The organism is Flavobacterium pectinovorum (assembly GCF_900142715.1).
Taxonomy (GTDB): Bacteria; Bacteroidota; Bacteroidia; order Flavobacteriales; family Flavobacteriaceae; genus Flavobacterium; species Flavobacterium pectinovorum.
The window spans coordinates 380,595-402,605 of record NZ_FRBX01000001.1; the positions used below are offsets into that span (position 1 = coordinate 380,595).

The 22,011-nt window shown below is 32.9% G+C and carries 17 protein-coding genes; 3 read left to right on the top strand and 14 right to left on the bottom strand.

The genetic code is table 11. The features are described 5' to 3' along the window. Window positions 1–284 precede the first annotated feature (284 nt). The 5 genes from BUE22_RS01405 to BUE22_RS01425 all read right to left on the bottom strand — a co-directional run bounded on the left by BUE22_RS01405 (window position 285) and on the right by BUE22_RS01425 (window position 8,719). Window positions 285–1,604 carry an APC family permease gene (locus tag BUE22_RS01405; RefSeq protein WP_073393186.1) on the bottom strand — a complete coding sequence of 440 codons (1,320 nt, stop codon included), beginning with the start codon at window positions 1,602–1,604 and terminating at the stop codon, window positions 285–287. A gap of 176 nt (window positions 1,605–1,780) precedes the next feature. Continuing rightward, window positions 1,781–4,075, bottom strand: a complete 2,295-nt coding sequence (locus BUE22_RS01410) for a TonB-dependent siderophore receptor (protein WP_073393188.1) — start codon at window positions 4,073–4,075, stop codon at window positions 1,781–1,783. Between the two features lie 241 nt (window positions 4,076–4,316). Then, on the bottom strand, window positions 4,317–5,042 hold the full coding sequence (locus BUE22_RS01415; protein ID WP_073393189.1) for a DUF4198 domain-containing protein: 726 nt from the start codon (window positions 5,040–5,042) through the stop codon (window positions 4,317–4,319). A 105-nt stretch (window positions 5,043–5,147) separates the two neighbouring features. Further along, window positions 5,148–6,305 (bottom strand): PepSY-associated TM helix domain-containing protein, encoded by a 1,158-nt coding sequence (locus tag BUE22_RS01420; RefSeq protein WP_073393190.1) that lies wholly within the window; start codon window positions 6,303–6,305, stop codon window positions 5,148–5,150. 89 nt (window positions 6,306–6,394) lie between these two features. Further along, window positions 6,395–8,719, bottom strand: coding sequence for a TonB-dependent receptor (locus BUE22_RS01425; protein ID WP_073393192.1), 2,325 nt, complete (start codon window positions 8,717–8,719; stop codon window positions 6,395–6,397). 262 nt (window positions 8,720–8,981) lie between these two features. Between BUE22_RS01425 and BUE22_RS01430 the strand changes: the two genes are divergently transcribed. Then, window positions 8,982–10,142 (top strand): MFS transporter, encoded by a 1,161-nt coding sequence (locus BUE22_RS01430; protein ID WP_073393194.1) that lies wholly within the window; start codon window positions 8,982–8,984, stop codon window positions 10,140–10,142. 219 nt (window positions 10,143–10,361) lie between these two features. Here the strand turns inward: BUE22_RS01430 and BUE22_RS01435 are convergent, their stop codons facing one another. The 7 genes from BUE22_RS01435 to BUE22_RS01465 form a co-directional block, all read right to left on the bottom strand. Further along, the gene (locus BUE22_RS01435; protein WP_073393196.1) at window positions 10,362–10,838 is read right to left on the bottom strand and encodes a DUF6265 family protein; all 477 of its coding nucleotides are present in this window, start codon (window positions 10,836–10,838) and stop codon (window positions 10,362–10,364) included. A gap of 275 nt (window positions 10,839–11,113) precedes the next feature. Next, a complete protein-coding gene (locus BUE22_RS01440) occupies window positions 11,114–13,435 on the bottom strand; it encodes a type IA DNA topoisomerase (RefSeq protein WP_073393198.1) in 2,322 nt (773 codons plus the stop codon). 312 nt (window positions 13,436–13,747) lie between these two features. Further along, the gene (locus BUE22_RS01445; RefSeq protein WP_073393200.1) at window positions 13,748–14,905 is read right to left on the bottom strand and encodes an FAD-dependent oxidoreductase; all 1,158 of its coding nucleotides are present in this window, start codon (window positions 14,903–14,905) and stop codon (window positions 13,748–13,750) included. A gap of 62 nt (window positions 14,906–14,967) precedes the next feature. Continuing rightward, a complete protein-coding gene (locus tag BUE22_RS01450) occupies window positions 14,968–15,720 on the bottom strand; it encodes a helix-turn-helix domain-containing protein (RefSeq protein ID WP_073393202.1) in 753 nt (250 codons plus the stop codon). 125 nt (window positions 15,721–15,845) lie between these two features. Beyond that, window positions 15,846–16,217, bottom strand: a complete 372-nt coding sequence (locus BUE22_RS01455; RefSeq protein ID WP_073393204.1) for a VOC family protein — start codon at window positions 16,215–16,217, stop codon at window positions 15,846–15,848. Between the two features lie 47 nt (window positions 16,218–16,264). Next, the gene (locus tag BUE22_RS01460; RefSeq protein ID WP_073393205.1) at window positions 16,265–16,897 is read right to left on the bottom strand and encodes a HEAT repeat domain-containing protein; all 633 of its coding nucleotides are present in this window, start codon (window positions 16,895–16,897) and stop codon (window positions 16,265–16,267) included. A gap of 191 nt (window positions 16,898–17,088) precedes the next feature. Next, window positions 17,089–18,063 (bottom strand): hypothetical protein, encoded by a 975-nt coding sequence (locus BUE22_RS01465; protein WP_073393207.1) that lies wholly within the window; start codon window positions 18,061–18,063, stop codon window positions 17,089–17,091. Between the two features lie 296 nt (window positions 18,064–18,359). Between BUE22_RS01465 and BUE22_RS01470 the strand changes: the two genes are divergently transcribed. Further along, complete coding sequence (locus BUE22_RS01470; RefSeq protein ID WP_073393209.1) at window positions 18,360–19,154, top strand: DUF5995 family protein; 795 nt, start codon at window positions 18,360–18,362, stop codon at window positions 19,152–19,154. Window positions 19,155–19,242: 88 nt separating this feature from the next. Here BUE22_RS01470 and BUE22_RS01475 read toward each other — a convergent pair whose 3' ends face one another. Together BUE22_RS01475 and BUE22_RS01480 are read right to left on the bottom strand one after the other, a co-directional pair. Continuing rightward, window positions 19,243–20,382: a hypothetical protein gene (locus BUE22_RS01475; RefSeq protein ID WP_073393211.1), complete on the bottom strand. Its 1,140-nt coding sequence runs from the start codon at window positions 20,380–20,382 to the stop codon at window positions 19,243–19,245. Window positions 20,383–20,539: 157 nt separating this feature from the next. Further along, window positions 20,540–21,337, bottom strand: a complete 798-nt coding sequence (locus BUE22_RS01480) for a PhzF family phenazine biosynthesis protein (RefSeq protein ID WP_073393213.1) — start codon at window positions 21,335–21,337, stop codon at window positions 20,540–20,542. Window positions 21,338–21,506: 169 nt separating this feature from the next. Between BUE22_RS01480 and BUE22_RS01485 the strand changes: the two genes are divergently transcribed. Then, window positions 21,507–21,839, top strand: a complete 333-nt coding sequence (locus BUE22_RS01485) for a hypothetical protein (protein WP_124020500.1) — start codon at window positions 21,507–21,509, stop codon at window positions 21,837–21,839. The last annotated feature ends 172 nt before the right edge of the window (window positions 21,840–22,011 follow it).

The following is a 22,011-nucleotide window of genomic DNA, read 5'->3' on the forward strand; positions in this document are numbered from 1 at the left end:
TAATATAGTTTTGTATGAATTTACTTCAACAATAACAAATCTCGTTAAAGTAAACGAAGTGAAATAGCGTATAAATACCTGATTTTTAAGTTGTTGATATTTTTTAAAAATAATTCCCCAAAATCCTGCTTAAGAAGAATAAATAAAGGCGTGAGATCCTTTTATAGATAGCTGAACTTTTCCCTTTTATGTAGAAAAAGTAAATGAGGCTTCAAAAAAGAGCAAAAAAAAACCGTCTCAATTAAGAAACGGTTCTAACTTTATTTTAAAGATTCAGAATAGTATTATGTGTTTTTCTTTCGATTTAAAACCAAAAATAAAGGGTAAGAAACGGCTGTAATTCCCACAATAATCACAAAGCTTTTAGGATCACTAAAAATAAAACCAATCAATAATGCAAAAGAAGCTATAATAGCAATTATCGTACTCCACGGATGCCAAAAGGAGCGATAAGGTCTTGGTAAATCCGGTTCTGATTTTCTTAGTTTTATCAAAGAAAAATAAGCCAATCCCCAAACAATAATAGAGGTGAAGGCGGCAAAAGAAAACAGGACTTCAAATGAACCAATACAAATTAAAAACAAACTGAAAAGTGACGAAACCAAAAGCGCAACAATAGGAGTTCCGCCTTTGTTGACTGTTGTACCTTTTTCGATAAAAAAACCATCGCGGCTTAATCCGTATAAAATTCTTGGAGGGATCATCATAAAGGCATTCAGAATGCTAATCAAAGAAAAAATAGAAATTACGGTAACGATAATTGCACCGTTTTTTCCAAAAATAATATTGGCAACATCGGCAGCAGCCAAATTAGATTTTGCTACAGTTTCAATGGGCAAAATATAGAAAAAAGCAATATTTATCAGAACATAAATAGCTATAACAAGCAATACGCCACTATATAAAGATTTCGGGATATTTTTGCCCGGATCTTCGTTTTCTTCGGCAAAAAAACAAACACTGTTCCAGCCGTTATAAGTTCCGATGATTAGTTGAAGCGACTTAAAAAATCCAAATAGTAACCCTATTTGAAAGACAGTATTATTTTTTGGAATTGGATCTAATTTTACGCCTGAATACATAAAACAGGCCACAACTAAAGCTACAAAACAAATCACTTTCAGAAAACTGGTAATTTGCTGAATGACGCTTCCGTTTTTTACTCCGCTTAAATGCAATAATACAAAGGCAATTAATAGTGAAATGGCAATTTCAGTTGAAAAATTTGCCAGACCCGGAAACAAAATTATAAGATATTCACTAATTACAATACAATAAAAAGCAGGCGGAATGGCATTGGTAATATAATCAAACCAACCCGAAAGAAACCCGGCATAATTTCCAAAAGCTCTTTTGATGTAATTGTAAGATCCTCCGGCTTTTGGTAACATTGTAGCCAGTTCTGCATAAGAATTGGCACCAATTAAAACATAAATTCCGCCAATAAGCCATGAAGTAATAATAAGCCAGTAATTATCAAGCATTCCTGCAATTGTGCCCGGCGTTCTTAAAATTCCAACTCCAATTGTTCCTCCAATTAATACGGCAATATTAAAACTTAATCCTAAACTTTTCTTTAATTGGTTCTTTTTGGAATCTGACATATTTGGGGTTTAAATTTGTAGTGATTTATACAAACAAAAGTAATTATAAAATGAGACACATTTTTAACAAAATAAAAAACCTCACCTTTTGCAAGATGAGGTTTAAAATTTCCAAAAGAGCATTCTAATTTTTAATAATCAGAAAACGCTGTATGGGGAAAAACTAATTCAAAATTTTAGAATTTATAACGTAAACTAGTCATTACCTGACGAGGTGCGATTGGGTTTACACTATAATTTTCGTGAACTGTATAATTCAATTCATTTGTAATGTTTGATAATCGGCATAAGATTGAGAATTTTTTCCATTCATACCCAAGAGAAGCATCTACAGTAACATAACCTTCTAAAGGAATATCACGATCTCTAATCGTTACAGTATATGTTTTTGGATTGGTTGAAGGTGTGTTTTCTGTCCATAAATAATCATCATTCCAGCCACCTGTACGATCTCCAACATAATTTCCAATCGCTCCAAAAGTTACTCCTTTTAATAAACCGCTTGGCAATTTGTAGAAAAAGCTCAAATTGGCAGTGTTTTTTGGAGTTCTTGCTAAAACATCTCCAACAACAAGACTTCCGCTTGTGCCGGATGATTTAGATACTTTGGTTTCATTAAAACTATAACCTGCCATAATGTTCAAGCCTTCTAAAGGTGTCGCAGTAATATCTATTTCGACTCCTTTTCCTTTTGTAGCCCCAACTAATTCTTTTAGATTGGTATTAACGTTTTGTGTAACACCGTCTGATAAATATTGAGCTGTTTGTGCTAAATTATTATTGGTAATTTGATATAATGTTACGTTTGTAGTCAAAAGACCTTTGAAGAAATCTTTTTTCACACCAACTTCATACTGATCTATAATAGATGGGTCTAATGGTTGTGAATCTACGGTTGTTCCTGTATTTGGGGTAAAAGAGTTGGAGTAACTTGCAAACAAAGATAAATCTTTAGTTGGCTGAACTACCAATCCTGCCTTAGGTGAAAAAGCTTTGCTAATAGATTTAGCACCAATTACTGGTAGTGCATCTTCGTAAGCAGTAGTAATTACATTTACATTATTCTTTTTCTCTATCACTTCTTTTGTAGTGGTAGCTTCGCCTTGCTGCCATGACCAACGTAATCCCGCCAGAACTTTTATATATTGATTTATCGAAACTAAATCTTGAAAATACGCTCCAAAACGTTGCGTTTCTGTACTTGTTAATTGAGTAGTTCTTGCTGGATAAGGAATAACAGTATTTTGTGTGCTATAATCGTAAGTATATAAGTTTATAGCGGTAGCTTCTGTTGTTAAAAGGTCTGCAGGTTTTCCAGGAGCATAGAAGCCAAAAGTATAACTTGGAGCTAAAGAGTTTTCGTAGTCCACACCAGTAAAAATTTGGTGTTTTACACTTCCTGTATTAAAAGTTCCCTGTAAACTTAACTGGTCGCCAAAAATTTGTTCGGCGGCGTCAGCTTTTGTTAAACCACGTTTCCAATTTCCATTAGCATCGATTGTACTTAACTGTGCTGTAGATGTTTGAGTTCTGCGGTAAGATTGGTAAGAAGAGTTAAAATTTAATTTCCAATTTTTATTAAAATCATGATTAAATAATAAAGAAGCGCTGGAAGATTTAGTATTTGCAGTAGACCAAAGTGCTCCGAAGAATTCGTTACGAGGTAAGTCTAAAATTGTTTTTCCATAGATTCCGGTTCCAAAATCAGGTGTCCAGTCAGCACTTAAATAATCTCCTTGTAATGTGATTTGTGTTTTATCTGAGACATGAAATAAAAACGAAGGATTGATATAAATACGTTCGTTTTTTACATAATCTCTAAAGCTTTCTGAGTTTTCATACGACCCTGTAAATCTGTAGGCAATAGATTTATTTAAAGGTCCGTAAAAGTCAATAGATGGCTTATAATAAGAGTTACTTCCCATTTGCATAGAAACTTCTCCACCGCTTGTAAATTTTGGTGTTTTGGTAACTAAATTCATAATTCCGCCAGGAGCAACATTTCCATACAATAAAGCTGAACCTCCTTTTAAAAATTCAACTTTTTCTAAAGAAGAAACTTCAGGTATAGAACCGGCATTATATCGAAAACCATTTTTAAACATATTATTGGCACTCATATCATATCCTCTTGAAAAGAATGATTCCTGTGCGCCACCACGAGCAGATCCTACATAAACACCATTAAGGTTTTTTACTACTTCACTTAATCTAATTGCTTGTTGTTGTTCGATTACTTCGCTGCCAACAACCTGAACACTTTGTGGCAAGTCCATTACTTTAATTCCCGAACGTGCTGCCGAAATTGGTTTTTTAGGTTTATTGGCTGTGATTAAAACTTCATTAAGAGTTTCTCCTTTTTTGTTTTTTACAGTATCGTTTGCTGTACTATTATCTATACTTGTGTAATCTTGGCTATAAGAAGCAGCAAAACTTATCAAGGCTAAGAATAGTATTAAATTATGTTTCATGGTATTTATTTAGATTCAATAAAAATTACGAATGCAAATATAGAGATCTGATGACCTTAACAAAAAATTATGAGGTAATTATCTTGATTAAAGTTTCATTAATATTGTCTTAAGATTAGCTTAAGATTTTGCTTTTGCTATTTTTATTTTATACCGCATTATATGCCTAAAAACAAAAAAAAACCTTGCCAAAAAGAGCAAGGTTTGATCGAAGATTAAAATCTAAAAAAGATTTTGAAAATTATTTAACTGAAATTAAATAAGTAGCCATTTTCCAGATTTCATCGTATTTTTTGCCATTGTGTTCTCCGGCTGATTTTTCAGTATAAGCAAATTCTACCATGTAATTTCCTGGCCAGATTGGAGTAAAAGAGATTTCTCCTTTATCATTACTCCATAATTCTTTCTCCCAGCCATTTGGAGCAATTACTTTGATTTTTTGCTCTTTTGCTTCTTTGCCTTCGTATAAGGCATTTACGTTTATTTTCGTTTTTTGTTTTGCAGCCACTACATCTTTTGCAAATACACTAATAATGTTGGTATTAGCAGCAGCTTCATTTCCTTTTGCAGCATTTCCAACAGTAACGGTTGCGCTCGAATTGTAATCTAATTTCATAGTTCCGTAAACATCTTTTACGGTATGGTGCATTACAACTGTATAAACTCCATCTTCATCCGGAGTAAAAAAGGCCTGATATTTATTGTCTAAAGCTTTGGCAGTAAGTTTTGTTTCTTTTTTAGAAGGGCTAATCACTACTAATGTAAAATCTTTTAAATCTGAAAACCATTTATCAGCTTTTGTAATGTCATTATCTGAAAATTCCCCAAAGTAAACAGAAATTTCCTGTGCTTTTCCTTTTGTTCCGGTTGCTTTAGTTTCGATCCAAAGTGCGTGAGCAAACAATTGCGGACTTGCAACTAACATAAAAAGAAAAAAGGTGATTTTTTTTAAAGTATTTGATTTCATAAGATCAAGAATTAAATTTTGTTAAGTATGATATTTTTTACAAACTTAACTCTTATTTAGAACAATTAAAAATAAAACATAAAAAATGAATCGTTAAAATTCTCTCTATTTAGTTACAACAGCTTTTTTCTTTTTATTATTTCTTCCCCACCAAATATAAAAACCGGTAACAGGAAGACTTGCACAAATAAAACTGGCAAAAAAAGCGAGTATTTTTCCGGGCAACCCTAATATTCCACCAGAATGAATGGCATAATTGAGCGAACGGATTTTTTCTCCATTGTTTTTGTCAGCGTAGGTTTTTGTGTTTAATAATTTTCCTGTGTACTGATCAAACTGCAAATTGATTCTGTCAAAGTTTCCACCATTTTCGATATATACAAATTGTGTTTGTAATGAATCTTCGGGAATTGAAATCATATACGTTTCTGCTTTTGGATAAAAGTATTCTACGGTATTCGAGATTTTATCAATTAGATTTTTATCATTTTTTTGAGAAAGATCAGAGGTGAGATTTTCTTTCTTTTTCTCAATAGTCTGACCTCCGTTGGCAATCCATTTTACGCTATTGTCAAACCATTTAAAAGACCAGACCAATCCTGTAAATGCAATAACGAGAGCAAAAAGCAGTACATAATATCCGAGAATATTGTGTAGATCATAGTTTTTTCGTTTCCATTGCGTGGTGTTTTTCCATCGAAACCAAAATCGTTGTTTGGCAGCGCTTTTATTTTTTGGCCACCAAAGAATAAGTCCGGTTATAAGTGAAATAATGAAAATAATTACCGCTATTCCTACAATGGGCTGACCGATTTTATTTGTGAGCAAAAGGCTCCAGTGTAGAAATACAATCACGTTAAAAAACTCTGTTGTGGTATTTTCTATCTTTTGAATTTTTCCTGTAAAGGGATTTACATAAATAGCATAATTGTATTCCTGATTATCCCAATACCAAATGGCATTTTCGTTTTCTTTTTCTTTACTGGTAAAAAACGTTACTGTAGCATCTTTTTCATTTCTGATTCGTATAGCATTAATGGGTTTATCTTTTCCAATAGAATCCTGTACAATTTTTAGAAGTTGGCTTAGGTTTTTCTTATCGTTTTTTGTTTCATCAGTGTAATAACGGCTGTGATAAACGACAGGTCTTAATTCTTCATCAAAGACGTAAATGCAGCCCGTAATGCCCAGAATAAAGATAATTAAACCGGAACCCATGCCTAGCCATAAGTGAATTTTAAGAATGATTTTTTTAAAAGACATTAAATAGTTTTTTAAGTAAATGATTTATTTAAAAATACAAACACCTCTATTCCGAAGAAAGAGGTGTTTGTTTGATAACAAAGTAATCTTTAAAACTTAATAGTTAAGTTCACCAATAAATTACTAGGTGCTTGAGAATTTCCGTAAAAATCCCAGTATTTTTTATTACTCATGTTATTAAATTTAACACCAACTCTCCATGAAGACTGATCGTAAAAAAAAGTAGCATTGTAAGTTGTGTAAGATGGCATGTAAAAATTATTATCTGTTGCAAAATAACTTTTATCTACATAATTGGCTCCAAAACCGGCACCAAGACCTTTTAGTGTATTTTGTAAAGTATAAGTAGTCCAAAAGTTGACAACATTTTTTGGTGCTCCCGCAGCGATGTTTCCTTCAATACTTGCATCAGATGCTTTTAGGATTTTATTTTCGTTATAAGCATATCCCGCTACAATGTTTAAACCAGAAAACGGATTGGCGATTAATTCTAAATCAACTCCTTTGCTTTCCTGTACACCATCCTGATAAGTAACTCCGGCAGCATCTGTTCTTGTAGCGTTATCAATTTTTATATTGTAATAACTTGCCGTAGCACTCAGTTTTTTATTAAAAGCTTCTGCTTTAATACCACCTTCATATTGTACTGCATAAATTGGATCTAAAACTAACTGCGTTAAATCAGGCTGTGTAACCGGAGCGGAATTTTGAAAACCATTCATATAGTTACCAAATACCGAAACCTGATCTTTAATGATCTCATATACCAAACCTAATTTGGGAGATAATGCCGTTTGATGATAACCTTCTGTAGTACCTACTTTTTCACGGTTAAAATTGTCTAAACGTAAACTTAGCATAGCGGATAATTTATCTGTAAAATTAACAACATCACAAGCATAGAAACTAATTGTTTCCTGATCTGCAACCGGAATTGTAGTTAAAACTAAACCGGCATCAACAGCTTTTCTTCTGATAGGAGCAAAGTTTGTCGTTACATCAATATTATCAAGAGTAAAAGTTGTACCGCCAGAAAAATTTGAACTGTACAATCTGTAATTACCACCAACTAAAAGTTTATGTTTGATACTTCCGGTAGCAAATTGTCCGTTAATATTTTCCTGAATATTAGTATAAGTATTAAAAACAGGCCCCCATAAACCAACTCTTCTGGCGACCTGAGTAGGAGAACTCCAAACTGCATAACTCTGGTAACTGCGTTCTACATTTTCGTCTACAAAAGAAAATACAGTTGTAGATTTCCAGTTTTCAGAAATTTCATATTCTGCCTGCGCAAAAATTTTAGTAGCAGAAGTTTTAGCATCATTATCATCATGAAACATCGATTTTTTATAATCGATTTTCAATTCAGTCGGATTTGTTATTCCCGAGGCAGCAGTATAAGTATTATAAGTACGTCTGGTATTATTAACGTTAAATAACTCAGCATCAATATTAAAAGTAAGTTTATCAGAAGCCTTGTAAGTTAAGCTTGGAGAAATGGCCAGCGTATTATTAAAACCATAGTCTAAAAAGCTTTTTTCTCTGTTAACTGCCATATTAATTCGGAACAAAACCGTTTTATCCTTGTTAAGCGGGGTATTGATATCGGCAGTAAGTCGGTTTGTATTAAAACTTCCTGTGGTATATGAAACTTCGTTTGCTGCAGTTTCAAATGGTTTTTTAGTAACCAGATTGACAACACCGCCAAAAGAAGATACCGAAGATCCAAATAAAGTTCCTGATGGTCCTTTCATGATTTCTATTCTTTCTACGTTTGAAAGATCTATAGAAGAACGCCCAGATGCTGTCTCCATACCATTTCTGGCATTCACTCCTGTTGTAAAACCTCTAAATGTAATACCAATTCCACCAGAAGGAAAAGTGACAGGTATTGCACCAGGTGAATTTCGTATAGCAGTTTCAATATTTACGGCCACCTGCTCTAATAAAAGTTCTTTATGAATTACACTATAAACCTGAGGATTCTCTAGATTTTTTAACGGCATTCTCGCAACGTAATCTGTTTTTTTAGATAAGATGCTTTTTTTTCTGTTAATTACCACTTCTTGTAATTCCTTATTAGAAACCTTTAGTTGTAAATTGACGTTTGCGGTTTCACTTTCGGCTACAACAACTTCTTGTTCTGTTGTTTCGTAACCAGTTAAAGAGATTTGCAGAGAATACGTATTTGGTTTTACTCTGTTTAATTCAAAAGTACCATCATCATTGGTAACGGTACCGTATTTTGAATTTTTAAGAACAACGTTAACACCAGCAGCAGGATCACCTTCTGAAGTTGTGATTGTTCCTTTTATTTTTCCGTTAGTTTGTTGGGCCAGCGCTGTACTAATTGAAAATAGCAAGCAGATTGCAGATAGAAAACAAGATGTTTTCAAATTAAGATATTTCATTATAATTATAAATTTGGTTAGGAATGTTTTTATTTAGAATGAATAAAAACAGTGTAAATGTAAATATTATTGTTTCTTTAACAAATATTATTTCAAATAGATAATGTCAATTTTGTTATTATTTTAATGATTGTGTTATATGTTGTTGATAATCATTTATTTGTAATTTGTGATATCATTTTTGTATTCGTAAGAAAAAAATTAAAAGAATAGAATTTGGTTTAAAAGGCCTAAATTTGCAGCCAAATAAATTTCACAAATAATGATTCTCCCTTTTTTTAAAAGAATCCAGAATTCACCAAAAGGATTTAGAATAGCCAATACTGTATTTTTTTTCGTTTCCGGTTTTGGATATTCTTCGTGGGTATCCCGAATTCCGCACATACAAGCACAATTGCATTTGTCTGAAGCAGAATTTGGAGCTGTTTTATTTGCATTTCCCATAGGTTTAATGCTTACCATGCCTTTTACAGGAATGTTATTAAATAAATACAGCAGCCGTTATATTATGTTGTTGGGAGCAATTATGTTTAATATTGCTTTGTCTTTACCGGGTTTGGCCGCTTTTGTATGGCAGTTGGTTATGATACTTTTAATATTTGGAGCTTCTCGTAATATTTTTAATTTATCGATTAATGCACAATCTCTCGAGGTTCAGAAATTATATCCAAAATCGATTATAACCCGTTTTCATGCCGTTTGGAGTATAGCCGTTTTTTCTGGTGCTGGTCTGGGTTATATAATGGTTACACAGCATATTGCGCCCTCATATCACTTATTAGGAGTAAGTATTTTTATGATGGGACTTACAGCTTGTTTTTACCCATTAAGCATTCATAATGAACCTGTTCCTGTTAAAAAGAAATTCTTTTCCATGCCCGAGAAAAATCTGGTCAAGTTTGCCTTGATTTGTTTTGTCTCGATGGCTTGCGAGAATACGATGTATGACTGGAGCGGTATTTATTTTGAAAACATATTGCATGCTTCGTCAAAATTAACGAGTGCTGCATTTGTGTTTTTTGCAACAGCCGTAACTTTAGGACGTATATTTGGAGATTACGGAGTTATGAAATTTGGAACTAAACAAATTCTTCTTTACAGCGGTATATTGATCACCTTAGGATTTGGTATTTGTTTTATTCTGCCATATGTATATCCAACCATTTTTGGTTATGTTTTAATTGGATTTGGGGTTTCCTGCGTGGTTCCGTTAGTATTTAGTATTGCCGGAAGATCATCAAAATTAAGCAGTGGTTCAGCACTAACTTCTATATCGACTATTGGTTACCTTGGATTTTTACTTGTTCCGCCAATGGTTGGTTTTATCTCTGAATATCTAAGTATGAAATTTGCCTTTTTGATTATGTCTCTTTTAGGAATTTTGATGATTTTTATGGTGAATAAAATCGGGGAAAATGAATAATTATTTGGATTCGTTTTTTTTAACTGGACTGAAAGTCCAGCCCTATAAAATAAATCGAACCTCTGGTTCTTTATTTTGATTGTCTTTAAATCTGTAATTATACATTGCTAAAAATCATTCCTATAGCTTCAGTATCTAAAGAACCAGAGGTTCGATAAATATTGTAGAGCTGGACTTTAGTCCAGTTTAAAATAAAAAAAAAACGAGTTCGGAAGATTATTATTTCTTAGTCATAATAAACCTTTCCGTAGTTTTCTTTCCACGTAAATTTCCAGTAATTTCAGCCGTTAAAGTATTATTAGCGCCTTTTGTATAAGTGATTTTTTGAGGATAATCGTGCGATGGATTTTCGAAAACCAATTTCTTTTCCGTTTCTGAAGTAGAACCAAAATCGATTGCCTTGTCATCATTTTGTCCGTTTACAGTGGCACTGTACAGTAACATTTCGCCCTTTTGTGCCAGTGTTATTTTTTCATAATGCAGCGTGTCATCTGTTTTTATGAAATAAGATGTCGCGGTAAAAGTGCTATCGTTTACTTTTTGCCAGCTTTCGGTAAGTACGCCATCCGGAGATTTATTTTCCCAGGTTCCGAGAAGCCAGTCGGCAATTTTGATTTTATCTTTTTCGATAGTTTCCTTTTTTTGGCACGAAACAATTGCTAACAAAAGCATTAAAATGGTTATTTTTTGAAACATATTTTTGGTTTTTGATGTTAAATAGAAAAGCTAAGTTATTAAAAAGTTAGCCACGAATTTCGCAAATTTTCACGAATTAATTATTGAGAATATTTAATGCAAAATGTGAAAAATTTGCCACTCCCGATAGCTATCGGGATAAACGATTAAAATGATTTTATTTCACGCAGATTTAAAAAGATTTAAGCAGATGTTCGCAGATTCATATAAATTTAAATCAAAATTAATCTGCCTAAATATGCGTGAAAAAAATCTTTAATCTGTGGTAAAAAAAATTAAAAACCTTCCTGTAAAATCGCATAAACTAATTCTTTACTAGGCTTTTGATCTTTTAATTTTTCTCTGACTAGATCAAAAGTCACTTTAAAATCACAGCCTAATTTATAATCGCCACATCCGTAAGCAGTTTTGCCTTTCATAATCGTTCCTTTTTTGCATTTCGGACACGTTAATGAATCAGATGGTGTATTTGAACCTGTATTTACTTTTGCTTTCGTTTTCGATGCTGTTTTTTTCGGCTCTAATTTAAGTTTGTAATTTTCTTGAAAACGAATCAAACCTTCTACGGCACCATCTTCGGTTTTAAAACCTTTTATGTTTACTGTTGAGCCTTTTTCGAGCAATCGTAAATATTGACTTTCCGTTATTTTTTTATCTGAAAAAACATAAGGCAGGACAAAATCACAACCAGCCTTATATTCGCTGCATCCGTAAGCCGATTTTCCTTTAATCAGATTTCCTTTTTTGCATTTAGGACAGGCTTCCGCCAAAATTCCATCGGCTCTCTTTTTTTCGACTTTTACAGCTTCTTTCTGAACATTTCCTGCATGCGAAATATTGGCATGTCTGGTTTCGCTTCGAACCTCAGTAACCAAAGCTTCGACCATTCGCTTCATATTTTTGATAAAAGCTCCGGCGGTAAAAGTTCCCTTTTCGATATCTTTCAATTGCTTTTCCCAGGAACCGGTCAGTTCTGCCGATTTTATCAATTCATTCTGAATCGTCTCAATAAGCTGAATTCCAGTTGGAGTTGGTAAAACCTGTTTTTTATTTCGAACAATATATTGACGTTTAAAAAGGGTTTCAATAATATTCGCACGCGTAGACGGGCGACCAATTCCGTTTTCTTTCATCAATTCGCGCAAATCTTCATCATCGACTTGTTTACCGGCGGTTTCCATTGCACGTAATAAAGTTGCTTCTGTAAACTGATTAGGCGGTTTGGTTTCCTTTTCTAAAAACGAAGGTTCATGCGGGCCTTTTTCTCCCACAACAAAACTGGGTAAAATATCTGCTTCTTTTTCTTTTGCATTCGGGTCTTCAAAAACGATGCGAAAACCTTTCTTTAAGATTTCTTTCCCCGTGGTTTTAAACATCACATCGGCAGCTTTTCCAACAACTGTTGTATTAGCAACCAAACAATCATCGTAAAAAACAGCAATAAAGCGTTTTACAATAATATCATAAACCTGTTGCTGATTATACGGTAAATTGATTTCTATTCCGGTTGGAATAATCGCGTGGTGATCTGTAACTTTTTTATCGTTGAAAACCTTTGGCGATTTTTTTATCTTTTTTCCTAAAAGCGGCTGGGTTAATGTGCTATAATTAGATAATTTCTGCAGAATTCCCGGTACTTTCGGATAAATATCGTTTGGTAAAAAAGTAGTATCAACTCTGGGATATGTCACTACTTTTTGTTCATATAAACTTTGTGCAATTTTAAGTGTTTCATCTGCCGAAAATCCAAATTTTGTATTGCAATAAACCTGTAAACCTGTTAAATCAAAGAGTTTAGGCGCATATTCGTTTCCGTTCTTTTTTTCGACCGAAACAATTTCGAAATCACTTTCTTTGACTTTATTGGCTAAAAGTTGTCCGTCTTCTTTATTTAGAAAACGACCTTCTTCATAACTAAAAAGCGTTTCTCTGTATAAAGTCTGTAATTCCCAATAAGGTTGTGGTTTAAAATTTTCGATTTCTTTAAAACGGTCTACAACCATTGCCAATGTTGGCGTTTGCACTCGTCCAATAGACAAAACTTGTTTGTATCCGCCATGTTTTACGGTATACAAACGCGTAGCATTCATCCCCAATAACCAGTCGCCAATGGCTCTCGAAAATCCGGCATAGAATAAATTATCGTAATTAGCAGACGGTTTTAAGTTCTCAAAACCTTCTTTTATGGCTTCGGTTGTTAAAGAGGAAATCCACAAACGCTGCACTTCGCCTTTATAATTGGCTTCGTTCATTACCCAACGCTGAATCAATTCTCCTTCCTGTCCGGCATCCCCGCAGTTTATAACGACATCTGCTTTGTCGAATAAACTTTTTACAATTTTAAACTGCTTTTGAATTCCTGAATTTTCAACCACTTTGGTTTCAAATTTATCAGGAAGCATGGGCAGGTTATTCAAATCCCAGCTTTTCCAATGCGGTTTATAATCGTTAGGTTCTTTTAAAGTACATAAATGCCCAAAAGTATAGGTTACAGCATAGCCGTTGCCTTCGTAATATCCGTCATGCTTGTTATTGGCACCCAAAACGGATGCAATTTCACGTGCTACACTTGGTTTCTCGGCAATACAGACCTTCATTTTTCTCTTTTACATTTGAAGAGCGAAATTAGGCAATTTTTCTTAAAGGTACTGAGGCGCTAAGGGTCTAAGATGCTAAGTTTTTGTATTATCATTAATGAGCTGGATATGAAGTTTTTTAAGTTTGTTTTTTTAATCGCGCAAAGACGCAAAGGCGCAAAGTTTTTTGTGTATTATTTTTAAACTTTGCGCCTTTGCGTCTTTGCGCGAAAATTTGATACTGATTTTTTATAGCGATATTGCTTTATCTTGTTGAAAACTCTTCCTCGCGAGGACTTTAGTTTTTTCTTAGAATCTTAAAACCTCAGCACCTTAGTGACTAAAAAACTCCAACATCGTTTTCAATGCCTCTTTCGAGTGCATTTTTTCGCCATTCTCAATAGATTCCTGTGCGGCTTCTGAAGCTCTTTTGCGCATGATATTTTCATAATCGGAAATAGCTTCCTGAACGGTTTTGTATTTATCAGACGCAAGGCATTCACTTAATTCCAAAGCATCAAGCATCGCCATATTTGCGCCTTCACCGGCGAAAGGAGGCATTACGTGCGCTGCATCGCCAATCATAGTTAAATTTGGCAACGCTTCCCAGGTTTGATCAAGAGGCATACAATAAATTGGACGCGGAATAAAGGGTGCTGAAACATTTTCGAATAATTCATACCAAATATTGCTCCATTCTGGATATTCGGTTTTAAACCATTCCAGCATTTGTGTTTTATTAGCATAATCCAAACCGTTTGTTTTAGTCCAGTTTTCATTGGCTTTAAAACTGACATAAAAACCAAGATCACCGCCGCCTTTTTGTCCAAGTAAAATATTTTGTGTGTCTCCAAAAGCCATTATTTTTCCGCCATCGATTAGCGAAGCGATATTGGGTGCATTCTTTTTTGACTCATAAATATTACCTTCAAGCATTAAAATGCCTGTGTAAAAAACTTTTATGTCTGTAATATAAGGTCTGATTTTTGAATTGGCGCCATCAGAAGCAATAACAATATCTGCGTAAACCGAATTTCCATCTTTAAAATGCAATAACCAGCCTTCGTTTTGAGCTTCCATCGAAACAAAATGGCTGTTCCAAATCACGGTTTCGGGTTGTAAAGATTCTAATAATATTTTGCGTAATGCACCACGATCGATTTCAGGACGGAAATATTCGTTGCCAAAATCTTCATGAACATTTGTTTCGTGATCGCTGTAAAATACTTCAGCTTTCTCGTTTAAAATTAAGGTTTTATCGGCACCCGGCAGAAAATTGCTTTTAAATTCTTCAAATAAATCGGCTTTGTGGATGGCTGCCAAACCAGATCCGTCGTGCAAATCGAGAGGCGAACCCTGAACACGTGCATCTTTGTTTAAATCTCTTTCGTATACTTTTACATTTACGTTTTGCAATTGTAAAAGTCGGGCTAAAGTAAGTCCGCCGGGACCGCCGCCAATGATGGCAACTTGTTTATTTTCTAGTAACATTCCTTAGAAGTTTTAAATTAATTTTATTCCCATTGGCTTTTCAGCCTTATGTCGGGACAAAATTATTGCGCTTTCAGGACGGATAATAGTATAAATCGGTCATTCGTATTTTTTAGTAATTCGCTGGGAACTACGCCGGAGAATTTCTTGATTTCTTTTATAAAATGGTTTTGGTCTGTGAAGTTTAATTCGGGAAAAAGTCTGCCTTTTGCAATATGTTCCAATGAAGCTTTGAAACGCAATATTTTGCAAAATGCATTTAACGAAAGTCCGAATTGCTTATTGAAATAACGGTTGATTTCGCGGCTGCTCCAGTTTATTTCTTCGGAGAGTTCCTGAACTTTAATTTCACCGTTTGATTCGTAAACCAGTTTGAAAAGTTTACGTTTTCTTTCGTCGATTTTGTCGGGCAAAATTTCGTTGATTTTTTCTGTTATTTTTTTATGAAAGGCATCAAAATTTTTCAGATCATCGTCGTTCACTTCCCAAAAGTTTTGAGGTAAAACTTTGGCACTATTTAAAATATCAGCAATTGATGTTTGTAAAAGATATTCGACGCCAAGCGGTTTAAAACTAATTTTATATGCCAGTGTATTGGCCTGAATAACTTGTTGCTCAGGTACATTTTCCAAACCAATAAGCGCAACCTGAAAAGGCTCTGATTCCGTTTTCATAAAAAACAAATCAATTCTCCCGTCCGGCATTAAAACCACTTCCATGTCCTTGTCTGACTTGTTGTGGAACATTCCAATATTTTCTACAAAGTCAGTGAGAGATTGGTCTGGTTCTAAGGCTTTGTAGTAGAAGTTATTCATATAGGAGGGATTGGCCACGAAGGCGCTAGGGTACTAAGTTTTTTTTAAGTTTTATAGACTGTGTCCTTGCGAGGAAGACGTGTTCGCCGGGGCGAAAGCAATCTCACTAAGATAATCTAAATTATTTATTCACCCTTTTTCTGCAAGTTAAAAACTGTACCGGCAGGATCCATAATCCAATGCATGTTTTTGGGAATTTCTTCTATTTCGTCGCAGGTGTCGACGCCATTTTGTTTTAAATAACTTGTTGCTTCCTCGACATCAGGAACTGTCAATTGCAGCCAGGTTTCAGAATGTGTGTAATTGTCTACACAATCCAGCCAAATTACATTGTTCCCGAACTGAACCGAATGGGTTCTTGAAACTGTTGGGTTATCTATTGGAACTTCTTTTACTTCCAGTTTTAAAATGTCACGGTAGAAAGCTACAGTTTCGTTATATTTTTGCTTCGGAATTTTAATGGCGATATTGATTCCGGCTTCAAATCTTGTTTCCATATTTTTTTTCTTTTAATATAAAATTAATAACAATCAGGAAAACACGATCATTCCTGTCTTTTTTTTATTTCCTCAATGGCATATTTTGCAGAATCCTTTACATCTCTTTTCCTGCTTTTTAAATGTTTTTCTAAAAAAGGTATAGCTCTTAGTGTTCCTATTGTATTAATCGTAGCATTTGTATAAACTAAGTCGTATGGATCATCAGAATCATTAAGAATTTCAATTAATGCTGTTTCTGCGACGCTATCCAATGCGTTTTTTAAGGATTGTATGGCACTATGCCGAATTAACCATTTGTCACTTTTTGTTGCCTGAATTAATGGTAGCAAATCTGTTCCAATTGGTTTTTTAATAGCTGCAATTCTGTCAAGCAGAGATGCAATTATATATTTGTCTGTTTCCTTTTGAATGCGGTAAATTAAGTAATCTAGTGCTTTTAAATCACTTGTATTCTTTGCAATATGACCAAGGAGAAAATAAGACCTGTCTCGTTTCTTTTTGTCTTTTTCATTGTCAATAAAGGTAATTAGTTGTGGAATGTATTCTGTGTTTTCAACATTTTCGGCTTCTCTTAAAGCTTTCCAGGAAATGGTTTTGGAACTATCATAACCAGCTTCCTTATTTTGGTCGCTTGTATCCAACATTCTGTCAATTAGGTTTATTAGGTAGTTATCCATTGTATTTTAACTTTATACTTGAAAATGTATTTTCACATATCAATTGCGAATTTAAAAGGAGTATTTTGCAGAGCAGTTATCTTGCTTCCATAATTAATTAAAGCATTTTATTTAACAACTAATCACGAAATGAAATATAAGGATTTTTTGATTATCTGGGTTTAGTTATTTTTTTGGAAGCTTTGTTTGTCTTATTCTTCAAGTATATAACTAAAATTTCCACTTTTTGGAATAGTCAAAATCCCTTTTTCCTTCATTTCATTAGTGGCTTGAGTATAAATGAAATGATACCACCAAATAAAAAATTCCTCAAAAGAGATTTCCTTGTCGTAGCCTAATTTAGTGTATATCTTTTTACTGTAATTTCTTTCTTCTTCGAGAATATTCAGCAAGTTTGGAAAATAATCTTTAGCCATTTTATCAAAAATCTGGTTGTCTGTTTGTGAAATTAAATTTTCAGAAGCAGCAGTTTTTAAATGGTTTCGGTTATTTCCATATACGCTTACATAACGACCGTCAATTTGTTCGGTTTGATTGCCGTAGATTCCAAAAGATTCTATTTGTTGATTTGTATTTTCGTCGATTTTAAAATAATAATGTTTGCCGTTTCTTAAAGGTCTGTCTTCCTGTTTTAAAAAATCTTTTTCGACATTATCAATTTGCCAGGAATCTAGCAGAACATCACTCAAAACTAAAAAGGACCAGGTTTGAAAATCTTGCGTTTTTGCAATTGTTGTTTTGCCGAATTGCTCTTTTATTTTGGCTAAGTTTTTTTGAATGGATTTTGTTATTTTTTCCGAAATTGGTTTTGCATATTTATAAAGTAATTCACCGTCTTTTGCATCGGCAATAAAAACTGTAGGCTTGTATTGATTGTTTACTTTATGAAGCCAGTTTTTGGATTCTAAAAGTACGCTAGCGCTAGCCATTTTTTCGTCGCTGAATTTTACATACTCCTGAAAATCTTTTGGTGAGAAACCTTTGTGAAGTGCAAATAAAAATTTATCTAAACTGTCATTTTTAATCCTAAAATCAGGAAAGTTATCTCCGCGCGAAATCATGGCGCGTTCGATTTTAATTTTAAAAATAGTATCAATTTTATTTTGAGCAGTTAAGTTTTTTCCAAATAGTAAGAGGAGGATGAAGAGTAGGTTTTTTGGTTTCATTTTTTTTTGTTATAGTAATTCTATTTGTAAATTTTGTCATGAAGGTAAACAAGCAGAAGATTTTTTTAATGTTTTCTCATCTTTATTGGCGTTTAGTATTTAAATATTGGTTTTTATTAGAAAATAATGTCAGGAGACTTTTACCAAATTTATAATTTTTAACAACACAAAAAAAATGTGCCAATTCAGAAATAAATAAAATAGAAAAATAACAAGATAATTGCTTCAAAAAGTGCGTTTTAGAAAATTAAAATAATTATATTCGTTCTTCTTAATTTAATCCTAACTAATTATAAATGAGTATGAAACAAGCCACTACTATAGACGAAGTAATTCAGTTATTGGATGAAATAATAGAGAAAGCAAAATTAGACCAAAGCGCTATAGGTTTGTTTACCATGCTATATCGTGAAGTTACGGTACAAGTAAAAGAAGGAATTCAGAATGGTTCTTTTCAAAATGGGGAGCGAATGGAAAAACTGGATGTCATTTTTGCCAATCGGTATTTGAAAGCGTATTACCAATATATAGCCAAAGAAAAACCATCAGAATGTTGGGGATTTGCCTTTGAGCAGGCAGAAGATTTTTGGCCAATAGTGCTTCAGCATTTACTACTCGGAATTAATGCGCATGTGAATCTTGATTTAGGAATAGCCTCGGCTCAAGTAAGTACAGTAGAAGATATCGAAGATTTAAAACATGATTTTGACCAAATAAACGCCATTTTGAGCAATTTGGTTGGAGGTGTAGAAAAATGCTTAATCAAAATTTGGCCAACACTTACCTGGATACTTAAATTTACAGGCAAAATAGACAATTTCTTTATTGATTTTAGCATGGAAACCGCCAGAAACGGTGCCTGGAAATTTGCCAATGAATTTGTGGCGATTCCGGAAAACCAAAGAGAAGCTTGTTTACAGCTTAGAGATGAAAGGATAACAGAAATTGCCAGATTAGTTTCGAACCCCGGATATTTTGTTAGTGCCGTTTTTAAATTCATCCGTTTATTTGAAAAAGGAACTGTTGCCCAAAAAATAACTGATATGCAGATTGCCGAAGAAAAAGGGATTGAATGTGCTGCTGTTGCTTAATTCAAGATTATGTTCATGAGAGGAACTTCAACCAGTGATGAAAGCATATGTACATGTCATATTGAAAATATATCAGATCAATCGGATTTTATCTAGGGTTATAAGTAACTTTAGAATATCCATGTTTAGGTATTCCATGTTTTTCAAAAACGTGAAATTGCCATTTATATTGATATTTATAATCATCTAACGTAGATTTTTTAAAAGCATTTCTAAATTTGCTTTCTATTTGTTCTAAAGCGTTATGTTTTATTAATATTTCCAAAACTGCTTTGTTGAAATCTTTGATTCTTGTTCCATATCTATCATTACAATAAAAGGATTGTTTATTATCGAGGATTTCTAAATATTCTACTTTAGATTGAAAAAGATGATTGCTATATTTTCCATTCAAAATTATATTTTTCAATGTTTCATATATTTCTACGTAATCTTTATTTGAATCTACAGAGCCATTTGCGCCTACTACAATTAGTTTTCCATTGTGGCGCATAAAGCGCATACAGTTTTGAAGCTCTTCACTTAAATCATCTACTTGTCTAACTTGTGTTAAAAAATTGCTAAGTAAGACTATATCAAATCTATACTTTTTTATTCTTGACTCAATAATTTGATCACCATCATAATTAAATGAATGATTTAAAAAATTTTCTTCAAATTTTATATTGTTAAAGTCATGAAAGGTACCATGGTGATAAGGAACAATCCATTTATGTTCTACATTACTAAGCCAATTTGCAATTTCTGTAAAATGATGAAGCCAATTTCTGAAACCACTACTTCTTTCAACATAATCTGGAATGTATTCTTGATTTTTTAGCTTGTAAATGTTTTTATCTTGACCAAATAATTTTAGAGATAAATATAAATCTGATAATGCAAATAATGTTGGCCCTGGTCCAGTTCCTATATCAAGTATGTTAATTGGATTATTCTTTATCGGAATTAAGTTTTTCTCTAAAAGGGTATCAAAAATCATTTGAAATCTATGATATCTTGGTAGGAAATGAATAATTGCATATGCAACTGCTGTAGAATCTTCTTCATAGTCAATTTCATCACATGATTTAATTACATCAGAAAATTTAGAAGCAACTTCTTTTGCGAAATTTTCATCATCTAATTTTTTTTGAATATATTTTGTCAAAACATAAACTAATGAATCGAATCTTTGATAATGAAAATCACTACTAATTAACCATTCCTTGTAAAGTTCAATGTTTTTCATAAAATATATTTTAAAATTTTACTTATATTAATATTATTCTGTATTTATATAGTAGTGAGAAAAAACTGAAATAGCATTTATTTGGATATTAGTTTACAAATATTTACTTTTTCTATTTTTTTAAAGCAAAATAATTTTGAATATCAACATTGTAAAATTACAAAACAAATTCCCCTTCTAAAACCTTTACAGCTTCTCCTAAAATGAAAACTTTGTCATCCACAAGTTCAGTACTCATCGTTCCTGTTCTTAAGGAAGACTGATATGCATTAAATTTTGTTTTATTGAGCTTTTCTGCCCAATATTTAGTCAAAAAAGTTTGAATACCACCTGTTACAGGATCTTCGTTAGTGCCTGCCCAAGGCCAAAAATAGCGGTAATGAAAATCGAAAGTTTCGTTGTCTGAAACAGCAGTTACTAAAACACCACTTATTCCGGTGTGTGAATTTAGTAAGGCGGTAAAATCAGGTTTCAAATTGGCCAGTTCTGCTGCACTTTTAATTTCAATTAAAATTATTTTATTTTTCGGACTGTATCTTTTATTTACAATTTCAGAAATCCCAAGGGCCTCTATCATTTTTTGAGGAACTTCTGTTTCTTCGGTGTCATAAACAGGAAATTGCATTTTGATTTTATTTCCTATTTTCTCAATAAGCAGCTCAACATTATCACGGTTAATAAACTTTATATTTTCAAATGAAGTAGTATCAAAAACAATTTTAGATGAAGCCAATGTTGCATGACCACATAATGGAATTTCTGTTTTTGGCGAAAAAAATCGAATGCTGTAAACATTGTCTGAGATTTGCTTTATAAAAGCAGTTTCAGAAAAACCAATTTCTGTTGCAATGCTTTGCATCGTTTTGGTGTCTAGTTCTGTGTTTGGTAAACAGACTGCAGCCGGATTTCCTTTAAATTTTTCGTTTGTAAACGAGTCTACAAAATATGTTTTCATTTGTTTGATTTTGTATGTTTAGAGAGATTAAAAGTAGGAATGTTAAATGAATTTACCTAGTTTTTTACTTCTAACATAACTTTTTCAGTTGCATACAACCGATTGTATACGATCACTTAAAAGTAATATGTTACTTGTAGTTTTGTTTTCAAGAAAAAAACAGAAAATCATGGAAACAGAACATAAAAAACAAGTCACGGAATTTCTAGAATCAATGAAAAGATTAAATAAATTCAAAAAACTAAAACCAGAAAATAATAGTGACAATTCGTTTAGCGTAAAATTAAAAGTATCAGGTTATAACGAATTAAATTTAATGGTTTCAAGTCTTTTAAAAGCAAGTATTATTTTGCTTAATGATGATGCCCGAAGTCAGGCGTGTTTTTCATTTAATGAAGCTGATAATAATGTAATGACTTTACTTGAAATTGCTTTACAGCTTTTACCAGAAGATGAAATGGAAGTTTTGGATGATTTGTATAAACTGCATTTACAAGTTTGATACGTGTGAGTGGAGAGATAATGTGAAGACTTTGGAGAGCGGGGATTAATTAACTGTTCTGCGAATTACGTTTTTTAATTTCGGAATCTATATGACTCATAAAAATTAAAATAGGGATTATTGTTGTAATGGCAAGAATCAACAACGTAAAAATTAACTTGTATTTTGGTAT